This is a genomic window from Streptomyces cylindrosporus, assembly GCF_022698165.1.
GTDB classification, from domain to species: Bacteria; Actinomycetota; Actinomycetes; order Streptomycetales; family Streptomycetaceae; genus Streptomyces; species Streptomyces cylindrosporus.
In genome coordinates, this window is record NZ_JALDAY010000006.1 from 106,284 (window position 1) to 132,560 (window position 26,277).

Here is a 26,277-nt window from a genome sequence, read left to right on the forward strand (position 1 = left end):
CGGGCGGCGGGGGTGTCACCGGTAGGGTTTGCGTGAGCGCTGAGAACGGAGAGCGGGTATGCCCAGGCGGGATGAGAACCACACGGGCGCACGTATAAAGGAGCAGCGCCGCCTGGCCAGGTTGACGCAGCGCCAGATGGCGGCTCTGCTGCCCTACTCCTACAGCCTGCTCAACCAAGTGGAGTGCGGGGCCCGTCCCGCAACAGCCGACTTCGTGGCGGCGTGCGCGAAGGTCCTCAAGATTGATGTCACGGTGCTGACCGGGCAGCCGTACGTGAGCGAGCTGCAGCGGGACCGCCTGGCCGAGCTGATCCGGCCGATCCGCGAGGCACTGGACCTGTACGACCTGGGTGCTGATCCCGACCTGAGCGTACGCCCGGCCGCTGAGCTCGTCTCGCGAGCGGACCGAGTGTGCGCCGAGGTGCGTGCCACTCATCTGCGCACTGCGGCACGACAGTTGCCGGACCTGATCGCCGAGCTGACACACGCGGCCTGGACGGTGCCCTCCAGCCAGCTGTGGCGAGCGCTGGCCTCCGCCTACCGCTCCGCGCATGACATCAGCATCAAGCTGGGCTACTACGATCTGTCCTCGGTCGCGCTGGACCGGATGGGCTGGGCCGCCGAACGCGCCTCGGATCCCTGCCTGGGCGCGGTCCGCCAGTACATGCGGGCGCTGGTGTACTTCCGGGAGGGCGAATACCGCATCGGCCAACGGCTGATCACCGCCGGCCACAGCGTGGTCGGCCAGGCCGACCAGGGGCGCGAGGCGCTCGCCGTCACTGGGCAACTCCACCTCGGCGCCTGCGTGATCGCGGCCCGCGCCAGCAACGAGGACGCCGTCGAGTGTCACCTCGCTCAGGCGGAGTCGATCGCGTCGCGCACCGGGGACGCTTCCAACGTGCACTGGCTCAGCTTCGGTCCGGCCAACGTCGCCCTGCACCGAATGTCCGCGGCTGTGGAGATGCGCCGCTACGATGACGCCCTCACCCAGGCCCGCACTATCAAACTGCCGGCCCAGCTGGCCACCTCCCGCCGCGCGCACTTCTTGATCGACCAGGCACGCTGCGAAATGGAGACAGGCCACCCCCAAGGCGCGTTGGCCTCGCTTGTCGAGGCCCGCCGTCTGGCCCCCGAGCAGACGCGCTACCACCCCGCGGCCCGCGAAACGATCACCGGGCTCGTTCATATCTCCCGCCGCACCCCGGACACTCTCCACCACATGGCCTCCTGGGTCGGCCTCTAGCCCCGCTCACCCCCGCTCACACAACTGTGAGCGTTGCCTCCTTTCATGCGCGACACGCTGGTTGCGCACACCGTTGGCAGCAGACGCACAACACGGTGCTGACGGCTCACGACGCTGGCCCTCGCTTGCCTGGTGTGCCCAGGCAGTCACCCGACTGCTCAACCCGCCACGTCGCAAGGGAGCAGCAGATGAGCGCAACGACCCCGGCCAGCGCCCACCAGCGCGCAGGAGATCGCAGCCGTTCCCGGCCGATCCACCAGCTCCCTCTGTGCACCCCGCACCACTGTCCCCAGACGGTCGGTGCCTGCAGCTGCGTCCCGTCATCCCGTGTCCCGGGCCTGCCGCACCTGCCCGCAGACAGGCGCCGGGCGAGGAACACCACCACGGAGACCGCAGCGGCCACGCGGCCAGTGGACATCGACACCATGCGCAACACCGTCAGCCGCCTGATCGGCCCCACCGCGCAGCCGCCCGCCAACGACCGGCCGGCCACGCTATGGGATCTGCATGGCCTGGCAGAGCGGGTGACCTTAACGGTCTCGGAGTTGCTGACCAACGTCCTGAGGCACGTGCAGCCGGACGCGGGCACCGGAACAAGGAGTGCGCGGCTGACCGTCAGGCGTCTGCCCGGAGCGCTGAACGTCTGCGTACGGGACTTCAACCAGGCCTTTCCCGCGCCGTCCTGCGCAGCCGCGGGCGCTGAGGACGGCCGAGGCTTGCAGCTGGTCAGGGCAATTGCCGACGACTTTGGATGGTCCCCCGCCCTCAGCGGCAAGGACGTGTGGGCCACCTTCACCATCCCCAGCGTCGCCTCGAGCGAGGGCACACGGAGCCGGGAGGCGTCATGACCAGCCCGAAGACCTCCAGCGAGCACACCGACGCCCCGTCGTCAGCGGGAGCGCTGGTAAGCACCCGGCAGGAGCGCGAGCTGGCCGTGGGCACGTGGCTGCTGCTGTCCGCTGACAGTAGGGACCGGGCGCTCGAAGAGTGGCGCACCGGCGGGATCGCTCTCCTGCGATGCGGCATGCGATTCACCGCCGTCCGCATGGACGCCAGCCTGATCCACGCTGCGGCCGGATCGGATGCACCGAAGAAGGTGAGAGAGTTCCTCGCCCAGGTGCTGCACAACGGCCCCGTCTTCGCCGACCAGCACAACCGCCGGTACTACGCCCTCGTGCCACCGAGTGCCGCCGATCGACCCGAGTGGAGCAAACCGCGGCGCGGCGCCGAGTGTCTTGCCCGCGGCTCCTTCCTCGGTGTTCCGCGGTTCGACCTCAGTAATCCGGAAGACGCATTCAGCTACTGGGTGGTGCCGATGGACGGGCCGGGCGACCTGTGCCCCGCCTTGACGGTGTCGCAACTCGTCGCCTACGGCCACAGCCGGTCCGCCGACGAGGGGCCGTAATGGCGACAAAGGGCTGGGCCGAGAACTGACACCCGTATACCTCGCGCCGGCTGCCGCGTCGCGTTGCTGCGCGGCAGCGCTACTCCAACCACCCCCACCACTCAACGACGAGGCTCATCATGCCCGATTCGTTAACGACCAGTGCCACCTCGGCCGGCAGCGGAGACCGAGTGACACCCCCCGATGACATGAACCTGATAGTGAGCCCGGTCGGTCCCGACGCAGATCTCCGTGGGGCCCTCGAGGACCTGAAGCTGGGGCGCTTCGCATCCACGCACGACCTCCTTGTGCGGACAGGTGAGAACTGGTCACTGCGCGCGCGCCGCGCCCAGCAGCTCGTGGCGGGCGCTAGCGACCGCAGCGTCATCAAGATGTGGCGGGACGTAGAGCCGAACAACGCGCACGCGGTCACCCTGTGGGCCAGGGCCCTGACCGAGGCAGCCCTCGAACTTAATCGCGGTGGCGGAAACACCAGCACGGTGGGCCGCGCGATGGCGATGGCTTATCAAGAGTGGAAGAGGGCGCAGAGTCTGTGGCCGAAGTCGCCGGAGCCGTGGATCGGCAGACTCCAGCTGGCCCAACTCGTCCTCGATCCACGCGCCGTTGATCCCTACTGGAACAGGCGGATCCAACCGTGGGAGCGGCTTGACGACCCGGTGATGCACCTTGCGGGGCCGTGGCCGCTCCTGCACGAGATCAACTGGCGTGATCCCGGCAGCCGGGAAGGCCACCACCGCATGCGCGAGTACTTCCTGCACCGCCACGGCACTGCGGTCGCGCTGCAATACGTCCACTGGCTCGTTGCCGGCCGCGTGGTCAACCCCGAACTCCTGGTGCTGCCGCTGTACGCGCTCATGGACGTCTACCGGCAACGCCACGGCCAGGGCCAGGCGGGCGCGCTGGGGTTCTTCCAGACGGATCAGGTCCGCCACTTCGCCGTCCAGGCCTACGACCAATGGTTTCTCCACGTTCCCGACACCGAGCATGCGTGGCTGTCGCCCTGGGACCTGAACTACCTGGCGCACGCCCTGGTGGCGTGCGGCGAAACCCACCGGGCGGCGCGGGTGTTCCAGGCGATGGGCCCCTACGCCGTGCCGCAGCCCTGGCAGGACATCAACGCCAGCCTCGGCCGCTCCAAGGACTGGACGCTGGAATTCCTCCGCATCCGATCCTCCGTCCTGCGGTAGCGCGCCCCGCGATGACCAGCCGCGGCCCGCCTGACGAGATCGGCTCCCCCGCTCTGCCCCGCACCTTCCCCTTCCCTTCGAAAGTGGATCTCTGGTGACTCACAAAAAAGCCCGCCCGGCGGAACCGGCCAGCGACGATGATGTTCTCACCGTCCTCGGGATCAAGCCCGAGCTGTCCCGCAGACTGGGCCCGTTCGGCAATTTCGCGATCTCCTTCAGCGTGATCTGCATCCTGGCCGGCTGCATGACCCTGTTCGGGTTCGGTCTCACGACCGGCGGGCCCGCCGTGATGCTCGGCACGTGGGTGGTGATCGGCTTCTTCACGTTGCTGGTCGGAGTGTCCCTCGCCGACGTCGTCTCCGCCTACCCCACCAGCGGCGGTCCCTACTTCATGGCCGAAAAGCTGGGCGGACCGCGCTGGGGCTGGACGGCGGGCTGGCTGAACCTTCTGGGCCTGCTCGGCGCGATCGCCGGCATCGACTACGGGGCCGCAGCGTTCGTCGGGGCCTTCGCCCAGCTCCAATGGGACATCACACCCTCCACCCGCAGCACCATGGTCATATTCGCGGCCATCCTGCTCCTGCACGGGCTGCTCAACTCGTTCGGCGTGCGCCTGGTCAACCTCCTGAACTCGATCTCCGTGTGGTGGCAGCTCCTCGGCGTCGTCCTCATCGTCAGCGCCTTGACCGTCGCGCCGGCCAAGCACCAGTCGGTGAGCTTCGTCTTCACCACCTTCCACAACGACACCGGCGTCTCCAGCCCGTTCTACGTCGTGCTCGTCGGCTCCCTCCTGGCCGGGTACACGTTCTGCGGGTACGACGCCTCCGCGCACGTCGCCGAGGAGACCACGGACGCCCAGAACTCCGCGCCCAGGGGCATCGTCCGCGCCATCTCGGTGTCCTGGGCGGCCGGGTTCGTCCTGCTGGCCGGGCTGCTGTTCGCCATCCAGGACTACGCGAAGACCCAGCACACGCCGACCAACGTAGCGCCCGCGCAGATCTTCATCGACGTCCTCGGCGCGAACGTCGCCAAGGCCCTGCTCCTGGTCGTCATCGTGGCCATGCTGTTCTGCGGGAACGCCGAGGTCGCCGCCGCCAGCCGCATGGTCTACGCGTTTTCCCGCAGCGGGGCCCTGTGGTGGTCGCAGAGCTGGCGGAAGGTCAACCAGAAGACCCGGACGCCTACCCGCGCGGTGTGGTTCGCGGTCGTTGTGCCCTTCGCGCTTGCCCTGCCCGCCCTGTGGTCGGCGGCCGCCTACGGCGCGATCACCGCGATCAACGCGGTCGGCATGACACCGGCGTACGGCATCCCGGTCTACCTCGCGCTGCGCAAGGGCAAGGACTACCAGCCCGGCACGTGGACGCTGGGGCGCTGGCGCCAGCCGATTGGCGTCATCGCCGTCACCTACGTCGTGGTCATCACCGTCGTGTTCTGCCTGCCCCAGTCCGCACCGGTCACCGTCACCTCCTTCAACTACGCGGGCGTGACCCTGCTGGGGGCGCTGCTACTGGCCTGGGCGACCTGGCTCGCACGCGGCAAGAAGAGGTACCAGCTGACCGTCGCGCACACCGCCCAGCCCGGCGAAGCCGCGTACAGCGGAGGGTTCTGATGACCACACCCACGACACTCCCCGCCGCCGAGCACTGGCCGTACGAGGCGCTCACCCCGGAGGAACTGGAGACTTTCGTCCGGGACCAGCGGGTCACCGAGATCGTGCTGGGCGTCCCCGACGTCCACGGCCGCCTCCAGGGCAAGGTCTTCAACCCTTCAGTGTTCCTGGACCGGATGGCGCACGGGGCGGAGATGTGCTCCTACATCCTGGCGACCGACCCGGACCGGACACCCCTGGACGGCTTCGACTCCGCCGGCTGGGAGCAGGGCTTCGGTGACTTCCTCGTCAAGCCCGACCCGGGTACCGCCTGGATCCTGCCCACCCGTCCTGAAAGCGCCCTCTTCCTGGGAACCCCCGTCCACGACGACGGCACGCCCGTCGAGGTCGCCCCGCGCCGCATGCTGACCAGGCAGCTTGAACGGCTGCGGGAACTGGGCTATTTGGCACGGATCGGGGTGGAGAGCGAGTTCCTGCTGTGCACGAAGCAGCAGGCGAGTCTCAGCCCGGTATGGGAGGGAAGTCTCGACTACAGCCTGAACCCCCCGCCCAAGGTCCGGACCTTCTTCGGTGACCTGGGGAACGTCCTCAACGACGCCGGTATCGGCCACGAGGCGATGAAAGCGGAGGGGGCGCCCGGCCAGGTCGAGGTGACGTTCGCCTACACCGATGCGCTGAATGCCTGCGACGACTACACGCTCTTCCGGCACATGGCCGCAGAGATCGCCGGGACCGGCCTTGCCCCGGTGTTCATGGCGGCCCCGGAAACCGGCGTCGGCAGCGGGCTCCACCTGCACGTGTCGCTGTGGTCCGAGCACGGTGAGCCGTGCTTCGTCCACCACCGGGGGCAAGATCTGTCGCCGTTGATGGACCATGCCATCGCCGGGCTGATCGGAGCCCTCCCGCACCTGGGGGTGCTGTACGCGCCCTACGTCAACTCCTACAAACGCTACCGCCCCCACTCCTTCGCCCCGCTGCGCTACAACTGGGGCATCGATCACCGCGGTTGCGCCGTCCGCCTGGCCGGCCACGGCGAGCGCGCCCGCCTGGAGGTCCGTCTCGCAGGCGCCGACGCCACCGTGTATCTCGCGGCTGCCGCCTGCATCGCCTCCATCGTCTACGGCATCGAGGAGAAACTGGCGGCACCGCTGGCCTGCGGCGGGGACGCCTACCAGGACGAGAGCTCGATGCCGCTGCCCGGCGATCTCGGGGAGGCTCTCCAGCAGTTCGACGGCAGCCCGGTGGCCGACCGGCTGCTCGGCAAGGACGTCGTACGCCACTACGCCCGCCTGGCACGCGCCGAACTCCTTTACCACCGCAGGCAGGTCACCGACGTGGAACGGCAGCGCGGCATCCGCTGAGCCACCCTCCTGCCGCCGAGTCCACCCCCCTCGGCGGCAGTGGGCGGCCTGGACTCCTGGCCCTCGCCGTTGGGCCAGGGGGGTCTGATCCCCGGTGGGTCCGGGCCCCGCTCTGGCCTTCCGCAGGGTGGCGCCTGCGGAAGGCCAGAGCACCACCCGCCACGCCGTCTGCGGGCGGGATCCTGCTCGATCACAGCGACTGGAGCCAGAAGGTGGCTGGGAGAACCACTTCCCCCGACCGAGCGGAAGCCGAGGCGCGTGCCGCCGGCTTCACCCCGAAAGAGCCTTACCCGGGCAGGGTGTTGGACTTGTGGCTGCTCGTCTGTTCCACCGAGGGCTGCGGGGAGAAGCACCTGTTCAAACTCAACCGGATCAGGAACGGCGAACGCTGCACCCACCAAAAGATGCTCCGAGCCCGCCGCGCAGCAGAGCGGGCGAACCGGCCGAAGTGCGGCACGTGCAAAACCGTCCTCAAGGACGGGGCCTGCCCGGCCTGCGCGGAGGCCAGGCAGGCCGCCGAGGAGATGCGCGCCGCCGGGTTCATCCCCCAAACCCGCTACCCGGGCCGGTTCACGGCGTCCTGGCCGCAGAAATGCGCCGAGTGCGGCCAGATACGCCGCACGACCCGCAAACGCGTCAAGGACGGCAACCGCTGCACACACCGCGTAGTAGCCGAGCCGCCCATGGCACCCCCGTGGCGCACCGCAGCCCAACTGGTCCCGCCGCGCCAAGGCGGACACGGTCCGATCATCGGGCGCACCCAGCCCGCCCCACCCCATCACAACGCTGAGGAGACAAGCCGTGCGAAGCAGGACCCACGGTGACGACGTGGTCACGATCGTGTGTCTGAATCTGGAGCGGGACGGAGGCGAGGACAACCCCGACGGGACCTTGCCGCAGCGCTGGCTGGACGCCCACCACCATATTCTTAAGCCTCTGGAGGCCGACCTCGTTCTACGACAGGAGGCCAAGTACAGCCACCTGGCCGACAACCGGCGGCTGAAGGCCGCAGAGAAACTACTGGGGATGAGAGGCTTCCTCTCGCCCAACGGCGCCGGCCACAACCCGACCGCCCTGTTCATCCGGCCGGAGACCTTCCCGGTCGCCGAGCGCAGGCCGTACAACCCCATGTTCTGGCGCACTCCGCCAACCGTCGTGTCGGCCCGCTTCGCCGACGCACCCCAATCCGAACTGATGCTGATGTCGTGGCACGCGGCGTTCAACAGTCCCCGAGGCCGTGAGCGCGAAGCCGACGAGATCACGGAGCTGATCGACCGGATGGAGGGGCGCGGAGGTTTCATCGGCGGAGGCGATTGCAATGAGTACGTGCGACGTGAGGTCGCATTCTGACAGTGGGACATCTGCGTGAGAGCGATGCCCCCGGCTTGTGACCTGAAGTCGGTCGGCAGCCTCAGGTGCGTTCCGGGTAACCAGAAGGTGCTAAGCCGAGGTGAAAAGTCCAAGGGCGAACGGGTCCACCGGGAGCTACAGGCGAGCCGAAGATGGGACGGGTGAACGAAAGTGAATCCTCGTAGTAAAGAGTCGTTATGCATAACCCGCGACAGTGGACAGTAAGCGGCGGGTAGAAACCTGGGGCTTGAGAAGGCCCATGCGACTCCCGGTCGGTATTTGCCGGGAAGTAGGTCACCGCAGGTTCGGCTCAGAGAGGGCACCCACCCCTATCGCATCTGTGGAATGTGGAACACGGAAACCCCGTATGGGTCCGGGACTGGTCTCCCGGTAAGCCGGAGGTAACGAAGGCCCAACCCCTGTGCGGGAACAGGATGCTCCAAGAAGCGAAGGCCGCTAGGGCGAAAGCCCAGGGGAAACGACAGGCGAACTGGACTCACCCAGCTGTCTATCACCCGGCGGATACCGGGCCTGTGCCCGGACCCGAAAGGGGGCTGACATGGAGCAGGTAGACCATGTAGAAGCGAAACGCCAAAAGCCATAACCGAGGCACAAGTTAGACGAGGAAGGAACGATGACCGAAAAACTGGGCGCCGGGCCCTCCGCGAACGGAACCGAGGACGTGACAACCGATGCCGAGTTCTGGTCGACTGTCGACTGGCGCACGGAAGAGGATCACGTACGGCGACTGCGTCAACGAATCTACAGGGCCAGCAGGCAAGGCGATCACAAGAGTGTTCGCAACCTTCAGAAGCTGATGATGCGGTCCCGTGCCAACACACCCTGACCAGTGTGAAGCGGGTATCTCAGATCAGCACCAGTAAGAAAACAGCGGGCATTGACGGCGTGACAGCACTCACCCCGTCCGCAAGAGGTCGGATGGCGAGAGACATACTCACCAGGCCGAATATCTCTGCGAAGCCCGTCAAGCGTGTGCTTATTCCGAAAGCCAACGGGAAGACGCGCCCGCTCGGAATCCCCGTCCTGATGGACCGAGCTAACCAAGCCAGGGTCAAGAACGCTCTTGAGCCGGAATGGGAAGCCAAGTTCGAGGGACGGAGCTATGGGTTCCGACCCGGGCGCTCAACTCACGATGCGATCGAGATGATCTTTAAGCAAATCGGGAACAGGGCAGCTCGCAAGGTATGGGTTCTCGATGCAGACCTTGCGGCCGCCTTCGATCGCATCAGCCATCAACACCTCATGGATTCGATCGGCCTGTTTCCCGGTCGGAGACAGATACTCGGGTGGTTGAAGGCTGGCGTAATGGAAGGAACCACATTCGCTCATGCAGTAGATGGCACTCCACAAGGTGGTGTCATTTCGCCGCTGTTGCTAAATGTGGCCCTTCACGGAATGGGGGACGCCATCGGGGCCAACCGGCCGTTCAAGGGCCGGAAGGGCGCCCCGGTGCCGCCCGCACTGGTGAGGTACGCCGACGACCTCGTGGTGATGTGCACCTCGAAGGAACAAGCGCACTCCCTCCGTGCGGAATTGGCCGCATGGCTTGAGCCCAGAGGTCTCGCGTTCAACAGCGAGAAGACCCGCGTAGTCCATGTCGACAACGGGTTTGACTTTCTGGGATTCAACGTGCGTCGATACGGCGGGAAAACCCTCATCAAGCCGAGCAGAGAAGCCATCGAACGGGCAAAGGAACGGATCAGAACCACAATCCGAAAGGGAAGGGGAGCCCAGTTGAAAGACTGGTGGCGACACTCAACCCTTACGTGCGCGGCTGGTCCACCTACTACCGTCACGTGGTGTCTTCGGAAGTGTTCAGCTCGCTCGACTACTTCATGTACCACGCCCTGCAAAGCTGGACGCGCAGGTCGCACTCCAATAAAACCCTCGGGTGGATTCGGAAACGGTACTGGGGGATGTTCGCGCCGGGCCGTACGGACAAGTGGGTATTTGGCTCTCCGGATAGGTACCTACAGAAGTTCGCATGGACCCGGATCGAGCGTCATGTCTTGGTCGCCGGGGAGAACTCCCCGGACGATCCGGCACTAGAAGAGTACTGGGCGCACCGCCGCCGGAAGCGGATGCCGCAAACGGAATCCAAACGGATTCTCTCGCTGGCAGCCCGCCAGAAGGGGCTCTGCACGAGGTGCGGACAAGACCTAATCGAAGGGGCGGAATACGACCCCGACGACGTGAGGGACTGGGCCAGGTGGTTCACAGCGAACCTACGTGGAATCAACGTCCATCACACGGTCTACCGGAGTCAGGGCGGCGATAACCGTCCTGACAACCTGGAAGCGATTCACACGCAATGTCACCGGCAGATTCATGCCGGCGACTACCGGAAAGGAATACGCCATGCTGGCCACAAGTCCGCCTGAGCCGCGTGCGTCGAAAGGCGCTTGCGCGGTTCTGAGGGGGGCGGGATGCAGTAATGCACCCCGCCTACCCGACCCGCTCGCGGACGGGGAACGCATCCCGCCCATCGACTGGTCGACTGTCACCGACCGGGCACACATCCACCACCGGACCAATCGCCGCCCCGACGGATCCCGCGCCAGCTGCACCTACCTGCACGCGGCCATGCTGACCAGCGGCCTGCACGACGTCGCGCGCTATGCCGCTCACACCCTCGGCCAGCCCGGCGCCCTCGACGCGACCGCAGGCCATGCGAAGCCCCACCAGGGCGGACCGCGCCGCATCGACATGGTCTTCACGGACCGCCGGATCGTGCGCGCCGTACTGGCCGTCAACGTCCTCGACACCACCGGCATCAGCGATCACCACGGCATCGAGGTCGTCCTGTCCCGGCGCGGCCTGGCCGAGGCGCTGCGCCGCGAGCACCCGCCCGTCCCATTGAACCAGGCCGCTCTCTGACCCCGCCCGCACGGTTGTCGCAGTGCGGCCACAGACCGCGCATGGACCCGCCACCGCCGACTGACGCTGGATCTCGGTCAGTGTGCGCAGACAGCGCCGCACCTGCTCCCGCTCCAGCCGCGTCTCGACATGTTCGGCGACCTCGTCGTACTCCGGCATCCGGTCCAGCAGGGCGGCCTTGTGGTCCCGGGCCGCCGCGGCCTCCACCTCCACCAGCACCTCCTGTGCCACCTCCTCCGACTGCGCCTGATCCCTGACAACGGCGCGCACAACTCCGAACACCCCGCTTGCCACGGCGTCGTAGACCCCCGCGAACGCCTCCTCATCGCCCAGCACCACACGGTTGACCAGCTCCTGAAGGTCAGGCTCGGTGGATTTCTTCCGATATGTACTGCTTCTTTCACAGGGAGCCTCCGCGGTCGGGACATGTCCAGGCGTAATCCGTTCCGTCCGGGGCGGCGGATTGGTTGCAGAGATGACGAAATCGCTGGTGGCGAGGAAGGACGTCACGTCGTACGCGCAGGGTGGTCCGTCTGCTGCCGGCCTCCGCGGACGGCTACGGGCGGGCCGCGCTGGTGAGGTGGACGAGCAGGAGCGCGCTGTCGTCATGAGGGCGCGGGGTGGTAATCCCCGCTACCGGTGGCCCTGCTGACCTGAGTGGGGGCACGACTGACGACGCTCGCCGGGCAGCCTGAGCAGAAGTGGACACGACGATCGACGGCCGACTTCCCGAACTGATCGAGGTAGCGGCCTACCATGTCGTCTCAGAGATCCTGCACGGGCGCCCGTGGTCGCCCTCGCGTTTCTCCGCTTCGTGCGCCGCAGCACCATTGGGAAGCGCCCGCCAGTACCTCGAGCAGCAAAAGTGTTCGCTCCACCGTGCACGTCGGAGCAGCCTTGAGGTGCAGGCCATGAGCGTGGCTGAGTCAACGCGTCGCGCCCCGTCCGGTGAACAGGCTCGGCCGGACGACGGCCTGCCCCTGCGTCTGGAGATCCTCGGCCCGTTGCCGCCCTGGCGCGACGGCGCCGAAATGCAGGTGGGGCCGCCGCGGCGGGCCTTTCCGCTCGCCCTCCTCCTCGCTCGTGAAGGACGGCCGGTCAGCACTTCGGAGCTGGTCGCCCTGATGCGGGAGGAAGACGCGCCGGCCGGCGTCCAGGACTCCACCGCCGGCCGCACCCTGCTCGAACAGGCCGCCGTCCACCATCCCAGCTTGCGCAAGGTCTGGGTCGACGGCGGCTACCGCAAGCACTTCGTCGAGCCCGCCGCCGCCCTCGGCATCGACTCGAAATCGTCCAACACACCCCCGGGACAAGGGGATTCACCCCGGTCCCGAAGCGGTGGGCAGTGGAGGGGATCTACGGCTGGCTCATGCTGCACCGGCGCTTGGCCCGTGACTACGAGACCCATCCGCACCGCTCCGAAGCCATGATCCTCCTAGCCATGACCGACTTGATGGCCCGCCGCCTCACCGGCGAGACCACCGTCTCCTGGCGCTACCCCGCAGAACTCCATAGACCGCCGATTCCGGGATGAAACAACGGGAGAAAACGACCTCTCAGGACAGCCGCCACCTTGCTGGTCACCGTCGGCGACGGCACCAGCTTCCCCACCGCCGTCCACCTCGCCTCCTACGTCGGCCTCGCCCCTACGACCAAGTCGTCGGGGACCTCGATCCACGGCGAACACGTGCCCAGAGGCGGCAACCGACAGCTAAACGCGCGATGTTCCCGTCCGCGTTCGCCGCCCTGCACGTCCCCGCCTCCCGCACCTACTACGACCGATGCCGAACCCGAGGAAGGACCCACACCCAGGCACTTCTCCGCCTGGCCCGCCAGCGGATCAACGTGCTCTTCGCGATGCTCCGCGATGGCACCTTCTACGAACCCAGAACCCCACGCCTCGCTTGACGAAAGACATAGAGGCATCCCCGCGGCGGAGCGGCGGGAGCACGGACGGACGACAGCCCGGTGGCGGGGTCAGATGTACATTCCGCCGTTGACGCCGATCACTTGGCCCGTGATGTAGCCGCCGCCCTCGGAGCAGAGGAACGAGCAGGCGGCTGCGATGTCCGCGGGAACGCCGGCCCGGCCGAGCGGGATCATGGGGCCGATCACGTCGATGCCCGGGAAGTCGCCGGCGGCCTCGGCCTGGCGGGCCATGGGGGTGTCCACCAGGCTGGGCGGGATGGTGTTGACGGTGATGCCCTGGCGCGCGAATTCGACGGCCAGCGCCTTGGTCAGCGCGATGACCCCGCCCTTGGACGCGGCGTAGTGCGCCATGTTCGGGGCGCCCGACTGCGCGCTCGACGACGAGATCGTCACGATGCGGCCCCACCCGGCGGCGACCATGTCGGGCACGGCTGCCTGGACGCAGGTGAACGTACCGGTGAGGTTGACCGCCAGAAGCCGGTCCCACTCCTCCGGCTCGATCTTGCACAGGGGGGCGAACTTCTCGACGCCCGCGCTGGTGACGAGGATCCCGACCGGCCCCAGAATGGTCCGTACGTCGTCGAAGGCAGCGGCGACCGACTGCCGGTCCACGACGTCGACCTCGACGGCCAGGGCCTTGCAGCCCGCGTTGCGGATCTCGGCGGTGGCCGATTCGGCGGCTTCGATGTCGACGTCCAGGAGCGCGACATGGTGGCCGTCGAGGGCGAACCGGTGGGCGATGCCGAGCCCGATCCCCGAGGCTCCTCCGGTGATGACGGCTACGCGGCTCATGAACCGGCTCCCATCGGCGTGAACTCCAGGTGCAGTTTGCTGAGGCCGCGGAGCATCCAGGTGGGTTCGTAGTCGAACCGCCGGGCTTCCGCGGGGCCGTGATGTTCGGGGGAGAGCCGGATGTCCCGGGTCCGGTCGAGGATGCGCTCGATGCTCACACGTGCCTCGACGCGGGCCAGCGGACTGCCGGGGCAGGAGTGGACGCCCCGGCCGAAGGCGATGTGGGTGCGCAGGTTCGGCCGGTCCGTGCGCAACTCGGCGGGGCACGGGAAGTGTTCGGGGTCGCGGTTGGCGGCGCCGTTCAGGAGCATGACCGGAGTGCCGGCCTTCACCTCGACACCGGCGACCGTGGTGGAGCGCAGGGCCAGCCGGAAGTCGGTCTTCACCGGACTCTCCAGGCGCAGTGTCTCCTCGACGAAGTCCGGTATGCGCTCGGGATGTTCCCGTAGTTCGTCCTGGCTCCCGGGATGCTCCGCGAGGTACTTCAGCGCGGCGGCGAGCAGCCGGGCCGTGGTCTCCTGGCCGGCGGCGAACAGGAACGTCGCGCTGCGCACGACCTCGGCCACCTCGGGGGTGCCCCCGTCCGGGTACGTCGCGAGCGCGAGGTCGGTGAGGACGTCCCGCTGCGGCTGCCGCCGCCGGTCCTCGACGTACCGTGCGAACCATTCGTCCAGCCAGGACAGCGCGTTGAGGTCACCGCCGTCGCCGACCTGCTCGCCGGTGATGGCACCCGGCGCCGCCGTGAGCCCGAACCTCTCGCGGAACCGGTCGTGGTCGGTCTCGGGCACCCCGAGCAGGTCCGCGACGACTATCAGGGCGAACGGCTGCGCGTAGTCACGGACGAACTCGCACCGCCCCGCGGCGATGAAACCGTCCACCTGCCGTTCGGCCAGGCGCCGGATGAACTCCTCGTTCTCCTTGAGCCGCTTGGGCGTGATGAGCTTCATGAGCAGCGCGCGTTCCCGGGTGTGCGCGGGGGGATCCATGGTGACCATGTGCTCGTGCATCGGCAGCTGGCCACGGTGGCGGTCGACGATCTCGCCGATGTCGTCGCCCTCCAGCGGAACCGGGAACTCCGCGAACGGACCCACCACCGAGTTGCACGACGAGAAGGTGGCGGGGTCGCGGTAGACCTCGGTTGCAGCGTCGTAACCCGTCACGGCCACCACGCCGAGATGCGGCAACGGCAGCACCGGACAGGTCGAGCGCAGATCGTCGAAGTAGGGATACGGGTTCTCGATGAGTGACGCTTCGCTGAAGAAGTCGACATCTTCGCGGGCGGACATATGGACCTCTCTTGTGCGGGGGAAGGGAGGAGGGGAAGAACGCGGTGTGTTGGCGCCTGTCAGTACAGGTAGATCAGGAGAATCGCCGACATCAGGACCTGCAGCCAGTAGTCGGTGAAAACGCGGAGCCATTCCGGAGCAGTCCGGACCTCCATGAAGTAATGGATGATGCAGCGGACCTTGATGGCGGCCAGGGCGAGAATCCCGGCGGTGACCGCCGCATTCGGGGCGATGCCAGAACCTTCGTGTGTGGCGCCGAGCATCCAGGACCCCACGGTGATGCTGGAGAGAAAAATCCATACCTGGGTGACACGTGCCCGAGCGATCGACCGCATCACCTCACCTCATCACGTAGAGCAGTGCGAATATGACGACCCACAGCAGATCCACCATGTGCCAGTAGGTGGCCGTCGCTTCGACGACCGACATGCGGCGCAGGCGCGGATCGCGAATCTCGCCGCGGAAGAGTGCGAGAACGAGTATTCCGATCAGGACGTGCAGCAGATGCGCACCGGTGAGCATGTAGTAGAACATGAAGAAATCGTTGTGGGTCAGGGTGAAACCGTGGCCGATCATGGTGTGCCATTCCTCCGCCTTGATGAGCAGGAACAGCAGTCCGCAGCCGCCCGCGCCGTACACGAGTCCCGTGGCGCGCCGGATCTCACCGGTTCGTACCGACTGGACCGCCAGGGCCACGAGCCATGAACTCGTGAGCAGTACAAGGGTGTTGAGGGCTCCCATGGTCAGGTCGAGATGGCGTTGCGAGGACAGGAAAGAGCGCGGATCGCCGGCGCGAAGGACCATGAAGACGATGAAATAGACTCCGAAGATCACCAGGTCCCCGAGAACGAAGACCCACATGCCCGTATCGCCCGACAGATAGCATCCGGGAGGTGGCGTGCCGCTCTTCACGGCGGCCCTTCGGCGCGGTTCCAGTTTCGGTTCGTGCGTCATTTCCGCCTCTCGAATGCTCGGTCAGTCCGGGACCCGTTCATCAGCTGGCTGTCGCTCGATCGCCTTGCGGAGCAGGGCGATCAGGCATGCGATGTAGACGCCGAAGATCGCGGTGCCCTCGTAGAAGCTGATGGCGCCGTTCCAGGCGAAGGGCCCTGTCCTGAAGATGAACACGGGTGCTGCCATCAGTTCGGTGACGACCTGCCAGATGGACACATAGGCCATCCAGTTCGGGAGAATCCTGTTGCGGTCCAGGAAGATCGCCAGGGCGAAAATGAGGTACTGGGTGGCGAAGCAGCCCAGCGACCCGATGAAGCTGAGCAGGGCGATGTCGTACAGCAGGGCGATGAGCTGCGGATCGCGGTCCGGTCGGAATGTGGCCGTCAGAAAGGCGAGCCCCGCGAAGAGGCAGCCTGGAATCCCGCCGACGGCGAGTGTCGCGATATAGCCGTAGGCGAACACCGGACTGATCGACATCCGCTTCATCTGGTGGGCGACCAGGCCGTTGGCGATGCTCCCGCCGCCGATCACGACCATCAGCAGACCGAAGCCGATCTTGATGGTCAGCGAGTGGGCGTCGAAGAACGCGGTGATCTGATCGGCCGTCACATCCGGTCTCGGCGGTGGCATCACCCGGGTGAGTGGCACGAAGATCACGCCGAACAGCGTGTAGAAGACCGGGAAGACCCACCAGCAGATCCACAGATCGCGCTTGCCCCGGTCCCGCATGGACGCGCGCTCGCGGACGGACGCCTCGGACCCTGCGGTGCTCGTCACGCCGGCGTCCCTTCCGCCAGGGCGCTGGGCGCGACGGCCTGCTCGGCCTCCTGCCGCCTGATCACGGGCCGCAGGACGAAGAACATCACCACGACGAACGCCCCGTAGGCGCCGACCCGGAGCCAGAAGGACACGACACCGTTCCACGCCAGCGGTCCCGTCCGCACGATGGCCGCACAGGCGGCCGGAGCCATCGCGGCGGCGGTGAGCAGGCTGAAGTACGCGACCCAGCGGGGGAAGACCGGCCGGGGGTTCACATCGAGCAGGATCGCCAGGGCCAGGCAGAGGTTCTGCGCGATGATCATGCCCACCGGTGCAGTGAAGGTGATCCACGCGAGGTCGTTCAGCAACAGGGTGAGCTGCGGGTCGCGTTCCGGCCGGAACGCCGCGACCAGCCAGAACAGGTCCGCGATCGCGAACAGCGTCGCTCCGCTCACCGCCGCGCTGAGGTAGCAGTAGGCGAACACCTGGCTCGGCGTCGCCATCCGCTTCATCTGGTGGACGATCACCATGAAGAAGGGCATCAGCATGATGCCGCAGAAGTTGAAGGTGATCATGCTGAGGCGGATCATCGTGGTGTGCTGGTCGTAGAAGGCGGCGACCTCTCGCGCCGTCATCCCCGGTGCCATGGGCGGGAAGAAGCCGGGGAACAGCACGAACGCCACCAGCAGCACAGCGCCGAAGACGAGCGTCAGCCACAGGCTTATCGATTGCGCGGTCGGTTTCATGCCCGGATGGCCTCCCATCGTGGGGGGGGTAGCCGATCGGCTAGGCGATGAGGGTAGCCGATCGGCTAGGAAAGGCAAGACGGCGGGCGACTACTCTTTCCGCATGGTTGCCAACCCCGCCGAACCCGTTCTGCGACTGCAGTCGATCCACCGCAGCCCCGCGCAGGCCCGGATCCTCTCCGCGGCTCTCGGCCTGTTCGCCGATCACGGCGTCAGCGGCACCTCGCTGCAGATGATCGCCGACGCCCTCGGCGTGACGAAGGCGGCCGTCTACCACCAGTTCAAGACCAAGAACGAGATCGTGCTCGCGGTCGCGGAGACGGAGTTCGCGCAACTGGAGGCCGCGCTGGAGGAGGCCGAGGCGGAGCCTTCCCGGGAGCGCGCGCGGGAGATGCTCCTGCGGCGGGTGATCGACGTGGCGGTCGGGCGCCGCCGGTGGGTGCGGGCGCTGCAGAACGACCCGGTGATGGTGCGGCTGCTGACCGCGCACGCGCCGCTGATGCATGTGATGGACCGGGTGTACGGGCTCCTCCTGGACGACATGGGCAACGGGTCGAAGGTCCGCATGGCGATGATGGGCGCCACGATCGGCGCGACCGTCGTCCACCCCCTGGTGGCCGGCCTCGACGACGAGACCCTGCGCCGGGAGCTCCTCCACGCCGCGCGGCGCCTCTTCGACGTCCCCGGGGTGGCCTGAGGCGACCGCCTCGCCGCGATGTCCGCCCCTGTCTGCGTCCCCGCCCTCGGGCGAATGTGACGTTCTCCAGTCTGAGTGCTTGATTTGCTCATACAGAGAATGTACTTTCCGTTCGGACGTCATGGATAGCCGATCGGCTATCCGATCTGCCGCTGGCACCGGACCACGCTCCTGTCCTCGACGCGAGCGCCGGTACACACCCCCTGATCCGCCACCTCCGGATCCGCTCCCCCATCCCCCCTCCGGATCCGCATCCCCCCACCTCATCGGACGACGGCGTCCGAGCTCCCCGAGGAGGCACCTTGCGCAGGCTTCTCATCGGCACGGTCACCCTGGTCGTGCTGCTGGCCGGATGCTCCGGCCACTCCGATTCGGGAGGTGACGACGTCACGGACGCGAGCGGGTCCCCGGCGGCGGGCTCCTCGGCCCGGACGTCGGCCGACTTCGGCACGCTGAAGGACGTGTGCGGGCCCGGCACCGCCAAGCCCTCGACCGTCCAGGGCGTCACCGACCAACAGATCCGGGTCGGTGTCCTGTCCGACGTCGGCTTCACCAAGGTCTCCGACTTCCCCGACGCCGCCCAGGTGTTCACCTCCTGGTGCAACGACCTCGGCGGCATCAACGGTCGCAAACTCGTCCCCGTCACCCACGACACAGGGCTCCTGCAGGTCCGCCAGGCCGTACTGGACGCCTGCCGGTCCGACTTCGCCCTGGTCGGCGGCGGCAGCGCGCTGGACGGCCTGGGCGTGAAGGACCGCCTGAAGTGCCTGCTGCCCGACTTCGCGGCCCAGTCCACCCAGGCCGTCGGCTCCGACCTGCAGGCCCTGGCCACCGGCGCGGGCGTCGGCTACTTCCCCTACGCCGGTTTCTACACCTGGCTGATCAAGGACAAGTACCCGGACTCGGCGCGCAAGGTCGGCATCATCGCCGGCGACAGCCCGGTCAGCAAGACCTACTCCGCCCAGTTCAAGGAGGCCGTCGGCGGGCTCGGCGGCAAGGTCTCCTACACCGACCTCTACCCGGCCATCGGCGTCTCCGACTGGACCCCGTACGCCCAGACCATCAAGAGGAAGGGTGTCAAGGGCCTGACCTTCATCGGCGACTTCGTGAGCCTCGCCAAGCTGGAGCAGGCACTGACGAACATCGGCTACGCCCCCGACTGGATCGACGCCAACAGCAACGCCTACGGCCCGGCCTTCCTCCAGCTCGCGGGCTCCGCCCTGGCCGACCAGCACAACTACGCGGAACTGTCCGCCACCGCACCCCTGGAAAGCGCTTCCGCCAGCCCAGCCACCCAGGAGGTCATCGATCTCTTCAAGAAGTACGCCCCCGACAAGGAGGTCACCTACCCGGTGCTGCGCGCCTTCTCGGCCTGGCTGCTGTTCGCCACCTCCGCGCGCGACTGCGCCACCCTCACCCGCAAGTGCGTCTACGACAACGCCGTCAAGCAGAAGGCGTGGACAGGCGGCGGGCTCCAGGCCCCGGCCGACCTGAGCAAGAACGACGTCCCGCCCAAGTGCTACTCCATCGTCGAGTCGACCACGAATGGCTGGAAGGCGGCCGACTTCCATCCCGACCACGGCCCCTACCGCTGTGACGCCTCCGCCTACAAGTACCGGGGCGACTACGGCAAGCCGGCCACCCTCGCGGACGTCGGCAAGTCGATGGCCGACGTGACCTGAGTCGTCCCGGTCGTCTCGACCACACACTGAACGCCGATCCAGCCGGGGCTTGGAGGCCTGCGACTGTCCGGTCCCGGAGGCGGGCCGGGACACGCACCGCCCCGCGCGGAGGAGTGGTGCGGGCTCCCGGCTCGTCTCCGGGTGTGCCGGAGCCCGCCCCGGCGCCACGGGAAGGGCGGCCGGGCCCGGCGGAAAATCCAGAGCGTCCCCGTACAGGTTCGCCGTAGCTGGACCAGCCGCGCCACCGGCACGTTCACCCGGCCCGCTCTTCTCCCAGAGGTGCGACCACGGCGTCCCGACGCTCCGTACCACCGCCACACCCGAACGCCCCGCCACCGGCCTCGGCCACCTGCTGCACAAGGGTCACGACAACGCGCAGGTCTTCTCCATGTTCTACGGCGGTCCGCAGATACGCAGGTTGCAACTGCCGGGAATCAGTGTCGAGAGCGACGAATCAGCTTCCGTCTCACGGCAGTTGGAGAAGCTCCACACGCGGACTGGGGACTCGGGCACGCCGTGGCGGGTGTGCGGCCTCGCCGGTCCAGCACGGCGACGGCGAAGCCGTCCTCTGCCAGCCGCCCGGCCGCACCGGCACCGGTGCCGCGCCGGTCACGATGGCGACCCACTGTCGTGGGCGCTCATGTGCCTTCTCCCGCCGGATCGAGGATCAAGTCCGCCGGGTGTTCCGCCCCGGCGCGGACGCGCGGTCGTGCCGGGCCGACAGCCCTGTCGCCCACCGTGCCCGTGCCGGTGAGGCCCACCGCGTGCGGAATCCCGGCCACCGGTCGAGCCGACGGCGTCGTCCGCGGTACGGCCGACCCCGACGGTGTGCCGTGCCACGGCGGGTGGACGGGCATGGGCGTCGACCCGTCGAACCCCGGGGCCGGTCCCCCGGTCCTCCGTCGGCTGCAGTCACCGTTCTCGTCGGCGATGGCCGTCAGCAGGCGGCGGGAGCGACGGCCATGTGCCGACTCGCGTACGGTGTCCGCGCCGGACCGACCGGACGCGTTCCGGCGCGTCAGAGGGACCGGATGTCGAGCCGTCCGGCCTCGCGGTCGGACCTCAGCAGGGTCTTGAGGACCTTTCCGCTCGGGTTGCGGGGCAGGAGCGGCACCACGGCGATGTGGCGTGGATGCTTGTACCGGGCGAGCCGGTCGGCGCACCACGCCAGGAGATCGGCGGGTGTGGGCGGGTCGTCCTCGGTGGCGGCGGCGACCACCGCGAGCGGGGTCTCGCCCCACTTCTCGTCGGGCACCGCGATCAGCGCGGCCTCGCGGACCTTGGGGTGGGCGGCCAGGACGTCCTCGACCTCGGCGCAGTAGATGTTCTCGCCACCGGAGATGATCATGTCCTTCTTGCGGTCGACGATGTAGAAGTAGCCTTCGTCGTCCTGGCGGACCAGGTCACCGGAGTGGAACCAGCCCCCCGCGAACACCTCCGCGGTGGCCTCGGGCTTGTTCCAGTACCCCGCCGACACCATCGGGCCGCGGTAGACGAACTCCCCGATCTCGCCGCACGGCACGTCGTTCATCCGCTCGTCCACCACACGGACCTCGACGTTGGGCACCGGAGTGCCCACGGACCCGATCTTGCGCAGCGCGTCCGCGCCACGCAGCAGGGTGAGCATCCCGCTGCATTCGGTCTGCCCATAGGTGGTGGTGACGTCGGCATGCGGAAACGTGTCGATCAACGTGCGCAGGAACGTCGTCGTGGCCGGAGCCGCGCCCCAGCCGATGTTCCGCAGGGCCGAGAGGTCGCGCCGGCCGATCCCGGGCAGACCGCAGACGGCCTGCCACTGGGTGGGGACCAGGAAGCACGCCGACACACGTTCGGCTTCCAGAACGTCGACCACGGCCACCGGGTCGAACCGCCCCGAGGGCAGGACCACGGTGCGCCCGCCGACCAGGAGGTTGGTCAGCAGGCTGGACAGCGCCCCGATGTGGAACAGGGGCGTCGCCACCAGCAGCACCCGGTCACCGGGGGCCAGTCCCTGGTTCACGGCGTCGCTGAAGGCGTGCATCACCAGGTTGCGGTGCGTGAGTACGGCGCCCTTGGGCCGCCCGGTGGTGCCGGAGGTGTACATGATGATCGCGGGCGTGTCCTCCTGGACCTCGGTTTCCCCGGGGTCCGCGGAAGCGGCGAGCAGGGCCTGTTCGTAGTCCTCGGCGTCCTGGGGGTCCTGGGTGGCCCCGCCGCCCTCGGCGTCGTCCAGGACTCCTCCGTACACCAGACACGGTCCGGTGTGGCCGATCGCCTCCCGGGCCGTGCGCATGGTCTCGACGAGCGGCCCGTGCACGACGACCGCGCTCGCGCCACTGTCGTCGAGCATATAGGCGAGTTCGTCGGCCGCCAGCCGGAAGTTCGCCGGGACGCAGACCGCGCCCAGCCGCGCGACCGCGAAGTAGGTCTCGATCGCCTCGAGCGCGTTCAGGGTGAACAGCACCACCCGGTCGCCGGACTTGACACCCCGTACCCGCAGGGCGTCGGCCAGCCGGCTCACCCGCTCGTCGCACTCCCGGTAGGTGCGGCGCACGTCGCCGAGAACGAGGGCGACCTCCGCACCGCGCGACCGGGCATGCCGGGCCAGCTGATCGGACATGGTCATACCGCGGCCGTTCAGCCGCGGGATCGGCGTTCCGGACACCGGCCTCACCACCCGCTCGAATCCATGGACGCCGGGACGGCGTCCATGATGTCGGACCGCTCCGGGGCGAACCGCCCGGGTGAGCGGCGGTGCGCGGCGGATTCGGAGCGCTGCCGCCCGCCGTCGACGTGAATGAGCATCGGATTCCTCTTTCGATCGATCAGCGGATCGGGCTCGCTCATCAGGGCCTCCTTCGCAGGGCGAAGGACGTTCAGAGGCAGCCGACGATCCCGCCGTCCAGCGGGAGCACGTGCCCGGTGACGTATGCCCCCGCACGCGAGCAGAGGAAGGTGGTAGCGCCGACGAGGTCTTCGGGCGTGCCGGCCCGTCCCAGGGGTACCGACCGCTCGACACGCGCCCGCATCTCCGGGTCGTCGAACACCCAGGCGGACATGGGGGTCGGGAAGGGGCCGGGGGCGATGCCGTTGACGGTGATGTGTTCGGGCGCGAGGCGCTTGGCCAGGTGCCGGGTGAGCATGTTGACTCCCGCTTTGGACGCCGTGTACGCGTAGTTCTCCCGGTCCTTCGGACGGAAGCCGTCGACACTGCCGATGTTCACCACCCGCGCCGGGTCGCCGGGCGCCGCCGCCTCGCGCAGCCGCGGGAGCAGATCGCGGGTAAGCCGGAAGACTCCCCCGAGATTGATCCGCATGATCTCGTCCCACTCGGCGTCGGGGAAGTCCTCCAGCGGAGCGGCGCCGGTCGCGCCGGCGTTGTTCACCAGGATGTGCAGCGGCCCCGTGACGCTGTCCGCGAGGGCGCGGCAGCCCTCGGGCGTGGACAGGTCGGCGGCGACGCCGCGGCACCCGAGCTCGGCGGCGGCGGCCGCCACGACGTCGGCCTTGCGGGCGGAGATGGTGACGTCCACACCCGCGGCGACCAGGCCGCGGGCGATGTGCAGCCCGATGCCCCGCGACCCACCGGTGACCACCGCGGTCTTGCCGCGCAGGCCGAACAACTCGTTCATCGCATGAGTTCCTTCCAGGGGCTCCGTGTGGCGGCCGCGCCGGGGCGGGGCCTCACACGGCAAACGTATAACTGAAGTCAGGATGCAGTCAATGGAACGTTATTATTCCGTCGAGACGGGTCGCTCAGCGGAAGGTGACGTCGGACGGGTCGAGGTGGCCGTGGTCGTTGAAGGACACGGGATACGGCCCGTTGCGCCCGAACGCGATCTTGGTCACCGACGCGTTGAGGCAGACCCTGTTGAGGCGGATCCACTGTTCGACTCCCCCGCCCAGGAGGTCCGCGACGATCCAGCCGATGACCCCGGCACTGGTGACGACGACCGTCGGCCCGCCGGACGACGGATCGGTCACGGCGGTCCGTACGGCGTTCTCGGTCCGGGCGCGGAAGTCGGCGAACGGCTCTCCGGTGCCGTGCCGGATCTCCCCCTCGGCCCATCGCCGCATGCCGGTTTCGAGGGCCGCCTGGAAACGCCGGGGGTCGGTGGTCGACGGTCCGTCCGGATCGTCGCGGGGAAGGGCATGGCGGTCGAACTCGTCCCAGGCCGGGTCCACCCCGACGCCGTGTTCCCAGCCGGCGCCCGCGAGCAGGCCCGCGGCGGTCTCCCGGTGCCGTCGCATCGTGCCCGAGAGGACGGCCTCCGGCTTGACGCCCTGTGCGGCGAGTACGGTCCCGAGCCGACGGGACTGGTCATGCCCGAGGGCCGACAGGCGGTCGTAGTCGTCGGTCCCGAACATCGCCTGCCCGTGCCGCACCAGCAGCAGGACGCTCCTCTTGTCCCGGAGCAGCATGGTCGCTCACAACCCCGCTTCGTCGGCCACGAGTTCGGCCTGCCGGATCAGGCCCGGGAGAAGATCCGTGGCGAGGAGGTCCGGGTCGTCGTGCCCGGTGCCCCGCCCGGTGTCGAGCGCGCGTCGCCGCACGCCTTCGCCGATGATCGCGATCTTCCAGAGCCCGAGCGCGTGCCAGAACGGCAGTGCGGAAATGTCCCGGCCGGTCTCGGCGGCGTAGCAACCGGCCAGCTCCGCACGCGTCGGGAAACCCTGGAGGCGGGGGGCGGGGAACGGGCCCTCGCCCAGGTCGCCCGGTCGCGGCCAGTAGGCGAGGAGGGCGCCGAGGTCGGCGAGCGGATCACCGAGGGTGCACAGCTCCCAGTCGAGGACGGCGCGGATCTCGTCGCCCGACTCGGAGGCGATCACGTTCAGGAGGTGGTAGTCGCCGTGGACCAGCGTGAGCTCGCGCTGCTCGGGTACGGCCGCCTCCAGCCGGTCGGCCAGCGCGTCCACCGCCGGAACCTCTCTGGTGCGGGACCCCTCCCACTGCCGGCGCCAGCGCCGGATCTGCCGGGCGGCGTACGGCCCGTGCGAGGCGAGCGTGTCGAGGCCGGTCTCTTTCAGGTCGACCTCGTGCACCCGCGCGAGCGTGCGCGCAAGGGTAAGGCCGAGACGTGCTCGCGCTTCCGGCGACAGCGCCTGAGCGACGCTCACCTCGTCGACCACCATTCCGTCGACGAAGGTCATCAGCATCAGGGGCGCGTCCGTCACGTCCGGGTCGTCGGTGAAGGCGAGGACTCCCGGCGTGGGGACGGCGGTCGGGTCGAGCGCGCTCAGGATGCGGTGTTCACGCTTGACGTCGTGCGCGGAGGGCAGCAGGGGACCGACCGGCGGCCGGCGCAGGACCCACCGGGTGCCCGCGGCGTCCGTGACCAGGTAGGTCAGGTTCGAGCGGCCGTTGCCGACCCGCTCGAACCGCAGGGGCGCCCGCGCTTCCAGGCCCAGTGCGAGGATCCACCGCTCGACCGCGATGTCGTCGATACCGACGAGGTCCGGCGACTTCACTTGTCCTGCCCCCTCGGCGCCAACGGCTCGAAGGCCGGAAGTCTCCGTTCCATGAAACTTCGCACCCCTTCCTCGACGTCGGAGCGCCGGAAGGAGGCGACCATCAGCTCCTGGGCGGCGCCGTAGGCCTCGTCCAGGCTCTGCCCGTAGCCGTCCTGGATCTGCGACTTGATCGTCGCCATCGACCACGGCGCGCTGTGTGCGGCGAGCTCCTCGGCGTACGCCACCGCGTCGTCGACGATACGGCCGGGCTCGCTGATGCGGTCGACCAGCCGCAGGCGCAGCGCCTCCTCGCCCTGGATGACACGCCCCGACAGCAGCAGGTCCATGGCCGCGCTCGGCCCGATCAGGCGCGGCAGGATCCAGGCGATGCCGTACTCCGCGACCAGTCCGCGGCGGGCGAACACCGTCGACAGTTTCGCCTCGGCGGTCGCGAAGCGGTAGTCGCAGTACAGCGCCTCGACCAGGCCGAGGCCGACGGCCGGGCCGTTGATCGCGGCGATCAGCGGCTTGCGGACGGTCGTCGGGAAGATGCGCGGACGCGGTTTCTCCGGCCGTTCGGTGTCCACCTTCCCCGTCGCCGCGCCGTGCAGGTCCTCCATGTCGGCACCCGAGCAGAAGCCGCGACCCGCCCCGGTCACCACGATGGCCCGGACCTCCGGGTCGTCCTCGGCCTCGTCGAGCAGTTCGAAGTAGCGCCGCTCCAGGTCGTCCGTCCACGCGTTCAGCCGGTCAGGGCGGTTCAGTGTCAGCACGAGGACGGAACCTCTGCGCTCGGCGAGCACGAGGTCGTCGGTGACCTTGGGCATGCCTTCACCTCCGTGAGCGATTCGGCGGGCGGTTCCGAACGTAGCACGAGAGAAACATTATCGTCAGTGTCGTCACTATTTTGTTTCACATTGGTCAGCGCCACTACGCCGACCGAGGCGAC

The 26,277-nt window shown here is 68.2% G+C and carries 23 protein-coding genes and 4 pseudogenes; 14 read left to right on the forward strand and 13 right to left on the reverse strand.

What is annotated here, in order from left to right:
* Positions 1 to 58: 58 nt before the first annotated feature.
* The 10 genes and pseudogenes from MQP27_RS20235 to MQP27_RS20280 all read left to right on the forward strand — a co-directional run bounded on the left by MQP27_RS20235 (position 59) and on the right by MQP27_RS20280 (position 10,557).
* On the forward strand, positions 59 to 1,243 hold the full coding sequence (locus MQP27_RS20235; RefSeq protein WP_242766688.1) for a helix-turn-helix domain-containing protein: 1,185 nt from the start codon (positions 59 to 61) through the stop codon (positions 1,241 to 1,243).
* Between the two features lie 425 nt (positions 1,244 to 1,668).
* Positions 1,669 to 2,091 carry an ATP-binding protein gene (locus tag MQP27_RS20240; RefSeq protein ID WP_242766689.1) on the forward strand — a complete coding sequence of 141 codons (423 nt, stop codon included), beginning with the start codon at positions 1,669 to 1,671 and terminating at the stop codon, positions 2,089 to 2,091.
* Positions 2,088 to 2,648, forward strand: a complete 561-nt coding sequence (locus MQP27_RS20245; RefSeq protein WP_242766691.1) for a hypothetical protein — start codon at positions 2,088 to 2,090, stop codon at positions 2,646 to 2,648. The genes MQP27_RS20240 and MQP27_RS20245 overlap by 4 nt, the downstream gene beginning before the upstream one ends.
* Before the next feature lie 188 nt (positions 2,649 to 2,836).
* Positions 2,837 to 3,835 (forward strand): hypothetical protein, encoded by a 999-nt coding sequence (locus MQP27_RS20250; protein ID WP_242766693.1) that lies wholly within the window; start codon positions 2,837 to 2,839, stop codon positions 3,833 to 3,835.
* A gap of 94 nt (positions 3,836 to 3,929) precedes the next feature.
* Positions 3,930 to 5,444 (forward strand): amino acid permease, encoded by a 1,515-nt coding sequence (locus MQP27_RS20255; RefSeq protein WP_242766694.1) that lies wholly within the window; start codon positions 3,930 to 3,932, stop codon positions 5,442 to 5,444.
* Positions 5,444 to 6,805 (forward strand): glutamine synthetase family protein, encoded by a 1,362-nt coding sequence (locus tag MQP27_RS20260; protein ID WP_242766695.1) that lies wholly within the window; start codon positions 5,444 to 5,446, stop codon positions 6,803 to 6,805. The genes MQP27_RS20255 and MQP27_RS20260 overlap by 1 nt, the downstream gene beginning before the upstream one ends.
* A gap of 828 nt (positions 6,806 to 7,633) precedes the next feature.
* Positions 7,634 to 8,155, forward strand: coding sequence for a hypothetical protein (locus tag MQP27_RS20265; RefSeq protein ID WP_242766696.1), 522 nt, complete (start codon positions 7,634 to 7,636; stop codon positions 8,153 to 8,155).
* Positions 8,156 to 8,789: 634 nt separating this feature from the next.
* Positions 8,790 to 9,002: a reverse transcriptase N-terminal domain-containing protein gene (locus MQP27_RS20270; protein WP_242766698.1), complete on the forward strand. Its 213-nt coding sequence runs from the start codon at positions 8,790 to 8,792 to the stop codon at positions 9,000 to 9,002.
* 200 nt (positions 9,003 to 9,202) lie between these two features.
* A pseudogene (locus MQP27_RS20275) lies at positions 9,203 to 9,748 on the forward strand (reverse transcriptase/maturase family protein); the annotation flags it as partial.
* A gap of 173 nt (positions 9,749 to 9,921) precedes the next feature.
* Entirely contained in the window at positions 9,922 to 10,557 is a 636-nt protein-coding gene (locus tag MQP27_RS20280) for a group II intron maturase-specific domain-containing protein (RefSeq protein WP_242766699.1), read from the forward strand.
* A gap of 553 nt (positions 10,558 to 11,110) precedes the next feature.
* Here the strand turns inward: MQP27_RS20280 and MQP27_RS51005 are convergent.
* Positions 11,111 to 11,457: pseudogene (locus MQP27_RS51005) on the reverse strand (sigma-70 family RNA polymerase sigma factor); the annotation flags it as partial.
* Between the two features lie 741 nt (positions 11,458 to 12,198).
* Between MQP27_RS51005 and MQP27_RS20290 the strand changes: the two are divergent.
* Positions 12,199 to 12,587 (forward strand): annotated as a pseudogene (locus MQP27_RS20290) (transposase family protein); the annotation flags it as partial.
* A gap of 21 nt (positions 12,588 to 12,608) precedes the next feature.
* A pseudogene (locus tag MQP27_RS20295) lies at positions 12,609 to 12,961 on the forward strand (transposase); the annotation flags it as partial.
* 69 nt (positions 12,962 to 13,030) lie between these two features.
* Here MQP27_RS20295 and MQP27_RS20300 read toward each other — a convergent pair.
* From MQP27_RS20300 to MQP27_RS20325, 6 genes are read right to left on the reverse strand one after another with little or no spacing between them, the layout of a single operon-like run.
* A complete protein-coding gene (locus MQP27_RS20300; protein WP_242766702.1) occupies positions 13,031 to 13,774 on the reverse strand; it encodes an SDR family NAD(P)-dependent oxidoreductase in 744 nt (247 codons plus the stop codon).
* The gene (locus MQP27_RS20305; RefSeq protein ID WP_242766703.1) at positions 13,771 to 15,060 is read right to left on the reverse strand and encodes a cytochrome P450; all 1,290 of its coding nucleotides are present in this window, start codon (positions 15,058 to 15,060) and stop codon (positions 13,771 to 13,773) included. Before MQP27_RS20305 ends, MQP27_RS20300 begins: the two co-directional genes overlap by 4 nt.
* Positions 15,061 to 15,119: 59 nt before the next feature.
* Complete coding sequence (locus tag MQP27_RS20310; protein WP_242766704.1) at positions 15,120 to 15,395, reverse strand: cytochrome C oxidase subunit IV family protein; 276 nt, start codon at positions 15,393 to 15,395, stop codon at positions 15,120 to 15,122.
* A 4-nt stretch (positions 15,396 to 15,399) separates the two neighbouring features.
* Positions 15,400 to 16,014 carry a cytochrome c oxidase subunit 3 family protein gene (locus tag MQP27_RS20315; RefSeq protein WP_242766705.1) on the reverse strand — a complete coding sequence of 205 codons (615 nt, stop codon included), beginning with the start codon at positions 16,012 to 16,014 and terminating at the stop codon, positions 15,400 to 15,402.
* A 21-nt stretch (positions 16,015 to 16,035) separates the two neighbouring features.
* On the reverse strand, positions 16,036 to 16,791 hold the full coding sequence (locus MQP27_RS20320; protein ID WP_242766706.1) for a hypothetical protein: 756 nt from the start codon (positions 16,789 to 16,791) through the stop codon (positions 16,036 to 16,038).
* The gene (locus MQP27_RS20325) at positions 16,788 to 17,519 is read right to left on the reverse strand and encodes a hypothetical protein (protein ID WP_242766707.1); all 732 of its coding nucleotides are present in this window, start codon (positions 17,517 to 17,519) and stop codon (positions 16,788 to 16,790) included. The genes MQP27_RS20320 and MQP27_RS20325 overlap by 4 nt, the downstream gene beginning before the upstream one ends.
* Positions 17,520 to 17,622: 103 nt before the next feature.
* Here MQP27_RS20325 and MQP27_RS20330 point away from each other — a divergent pair, with 103 nt between their 5' ends.
* Both MQP27_RS20330 and MQP27_RS20335 read left to right on the forward strand, forming a co-directional pair.
* Positions 17,623 to 18,216, forward strand: a complete 594-nt coding sequence (locus MQP27_RS20330) for a TetR/AcrR family transcriptional regulator (RefSeq protein WP_242766708.1) — start codon at positions 17,623 to 17,625, stop codon at positions 18,214 to 18,216.
* A gap of 302 nt (positions 18,217 to 18,518) precedes the next feature.
* Positions 18,519 to 19,898: an ABC transporter substrate-binding protein gene (locus MQP27_RS20335; protein ID WP_242766709.1), complete on the forward strand. Its 1,380-nt coding sequence runs from the start codon at positions 18,519 to 18,521 to the stop codon at positions 19,896 to 19,898.
* A gap of 1,018 nt (positions 19,899 to 20,916) precedes the next feature.
* Here the strand turns inward: MQP27_RS20335 and MQP27_RS20340 are convergent.
* From MQP27_RS20340 to MQP27_RS20365, 6 genes are all read right to left on the reverse strand, one after another.
* Positions 20,917 to 22,503 (reverse strand): long-chain-fatty-acid--CoA ligase, encoded by a 1,587-nt coding sequence (locus MQP27_RS20340; RefSeq protein ID WP_242766710.1) that lies wholly within the window; start codon positions 22,501 to 22,503, stop codon positions 20,917 to 20,919.
* A 44-nt stretch (positions 22,504 to 22,547) separates the two neighbouring features.
* Positions 22,548 to 22,724 carry a hypothetical protein gene (locus tag MQP27_RS20345; protein ID WP_242766711.1) on the reverse strand — a complete coding sequence of 59 codons (177 nt, stop codon included), beginning with the start codon at positions 22,722 to 22,724 and terminating at the stop codon, positions 22,548 to 22,550.
* Positions 22,725 to 22,753: 29 nt separating this feature from the next.
* Positions 22,754 to 23,509: an SDR family oxidoreductase gene (locus MQP27_RS20350; protein WP_242766712.1), complete on the reverse strand. Its 756-nt coding sequence runs from the start codon at positions 23,507 to 23,509 to the stop codon at positions 22,754 to 22,756.
* 124 nt (positions 23,510 to 23,633) lie between these two features.
* Entirely contained in the window at positions 23,634 to 24,299 is a 666-nt protein-coding gene (locus MQP27_RS20355; protein ID WP_242766713.1) for a histidine phosphatase family protein, read from the reverse strand.
* A gap of 6 nt (positions 24,300 to 24,305) precedes the next feature.
* Positions 24,306 to 25,346 (reverse strand): phosphotransferase family protein, encoded by a 1,041-nt coding sequence (locus MQP27_RS20360; RefSeq protein ID WP_242766714.1) that lies wholly within the window; start codon positions 25,344 to 25,346, stop codon positions 24,306 to 24,308.
* Entirely contained in the window at positions 25,343 to 26,155 is an 813-nt protein-coding gene (locus tag MQP27_RS20365) for an enoyl-CoA hydratase-related protein (RefSeq protein WP_242766715.1), read from the reverse strand. The genes MQP27_RS20360 and MQP27_RS20365 overlap by 4 nt, the downstream gene beginning before the upstream one ends.
* Positions 26,156 to 26,277 lie beyond the last annotated feature (122 nt).

What these genes read in the sequence shown, in the direction of transcription:
- MQP27_RS20235 (WP_242766688.1), top strand. Translation starts at nt 59, where the DNA reads ATGCCCAGGCGGGATGAGAACCACACGGGCGCACGTATAAAGGAGCAG.
- MQP27_RS20240 (WP_242766689.1), top strand. Translation starts at nt 1,669, where the DNA reads ATGCGCAACACCGTCAGCCGCCTGATCGGCCCCACCGCGCAGCCGCCC.
- MQP27_RS20245 (WP_242766691.1), top strand. Translation starts at nt 2,088, where the DNA reads ATGACCAGCCCGAAGACCTCCAGCGAGCACACCGACGCCCCGTCGTCA.
- MQP27_RS20250 (WP_242766693.1), top strand. Translation starts at nt 2,837, where the DNA reads ATGAACCTGATAGTGAGCCCGGTCGGTCCCGACGCAGATCTCCGTGGG.
- MQP27_RS20260 (WP_242766695.1), top strand. Translation starts at nt 5,444, where the DNA reads ATGACCACACCCACGACACTCCCCGCCGCCGAGCACTGGCCGTACGAG.
- MQP27_RS20270 (WP_242766698.1), top strand. Translation starts at nt 8,790, where the DNA reads ATGACCGAAAAACTGGGCGCCGGGCCCTCCGCGAACGGAACCGAGGAC.
- MQP27_RS20300 (WP_242766702.1), bottom strand. Translation starts at nt 13,774, where the DNA reads ATGAGCCGCGTAGCCGTCATCACCGGAGGAGCCTCGGGGATCGGGCTC.
- MQP27_RS20305 (WP_242766703.1), bottom strand. Translation starts at nt 15,060, where the DNA reads ATGTCCGCCCGCGAAGATGTCGACTTCTTCAGCGAAGCGTCACTCATC.
- MQP27_RS20310 (WP_242766704.1), bottom strand. Translation starts at nt 15,395, where the DNA reads ATGCGGTCGATCGCTCGGGCACGTGTCACCCAGGTATGGATTTTTCTC.
- MQP27_RS20315 (WP_242766705.1), bottom strand. Translation starts at nt 16,014, where the DNA reads ATGACGCACGAACCGAAACTGGAACCGCGCCGAAGGGCCGCCGTGAAG.
- MQP27_RS20325 (WP_242766707.1), bottom strand. Translation starts at nt 17,519, where the DNA reads ATGAAACCGACCGCGCAATCGATAAGCCTGTGGCTGACGCTCGTCTTC.
- MQP27_RS20330 (WP_242766708.1), top strand. Translation starts at nt 17,623, where the DNA reads ATGGTTGCCAACCCCGCCGAACCCGTTCTGCGACTGCAGTCGATCCAC.
- MQP27_RS20340 (WP_242766710.1), bottom strand. Translation starts at nt 22,503, where the DNA reads ATGACCATGTCCGATCAGCTGGCCCGGCATGCCCGGTCGCGCGGTGCG.
- MQP27_RS20345 (WP_242766711.1), bottom strand. Translation starts at nt 22,724, where the DNA reads ATGAGCGAGCCCGATCCGCTGATCGATCGAAAGAGGAATCCGATGCTC.
- MQP27_RS20350 (WP_242766712.1), bottom strand. Translation starts at nt 23,509, where the DNA reads ATGAACGAGTTGTTCGGCCTGCGCGGCAAGACCGCGGTGGTCACCGGT.
- MQP27_RS20355 (WP_242766713.1), bottom strand. Translation starts at nt 24,299, where the DNA reads ATGCTGCTCCGGGACAAGAGGAGCGTCCTGCTGCTGGTGCGGCACGGG.
- MQP27_RS20365 (WP_242766715.1), bottom strand. Translation starts at nt 26,155, where the DNA reads ATGCCCAAGGTCACCGACGACCTCGTGCTCGCCGAGCGCAGAGGTTCC.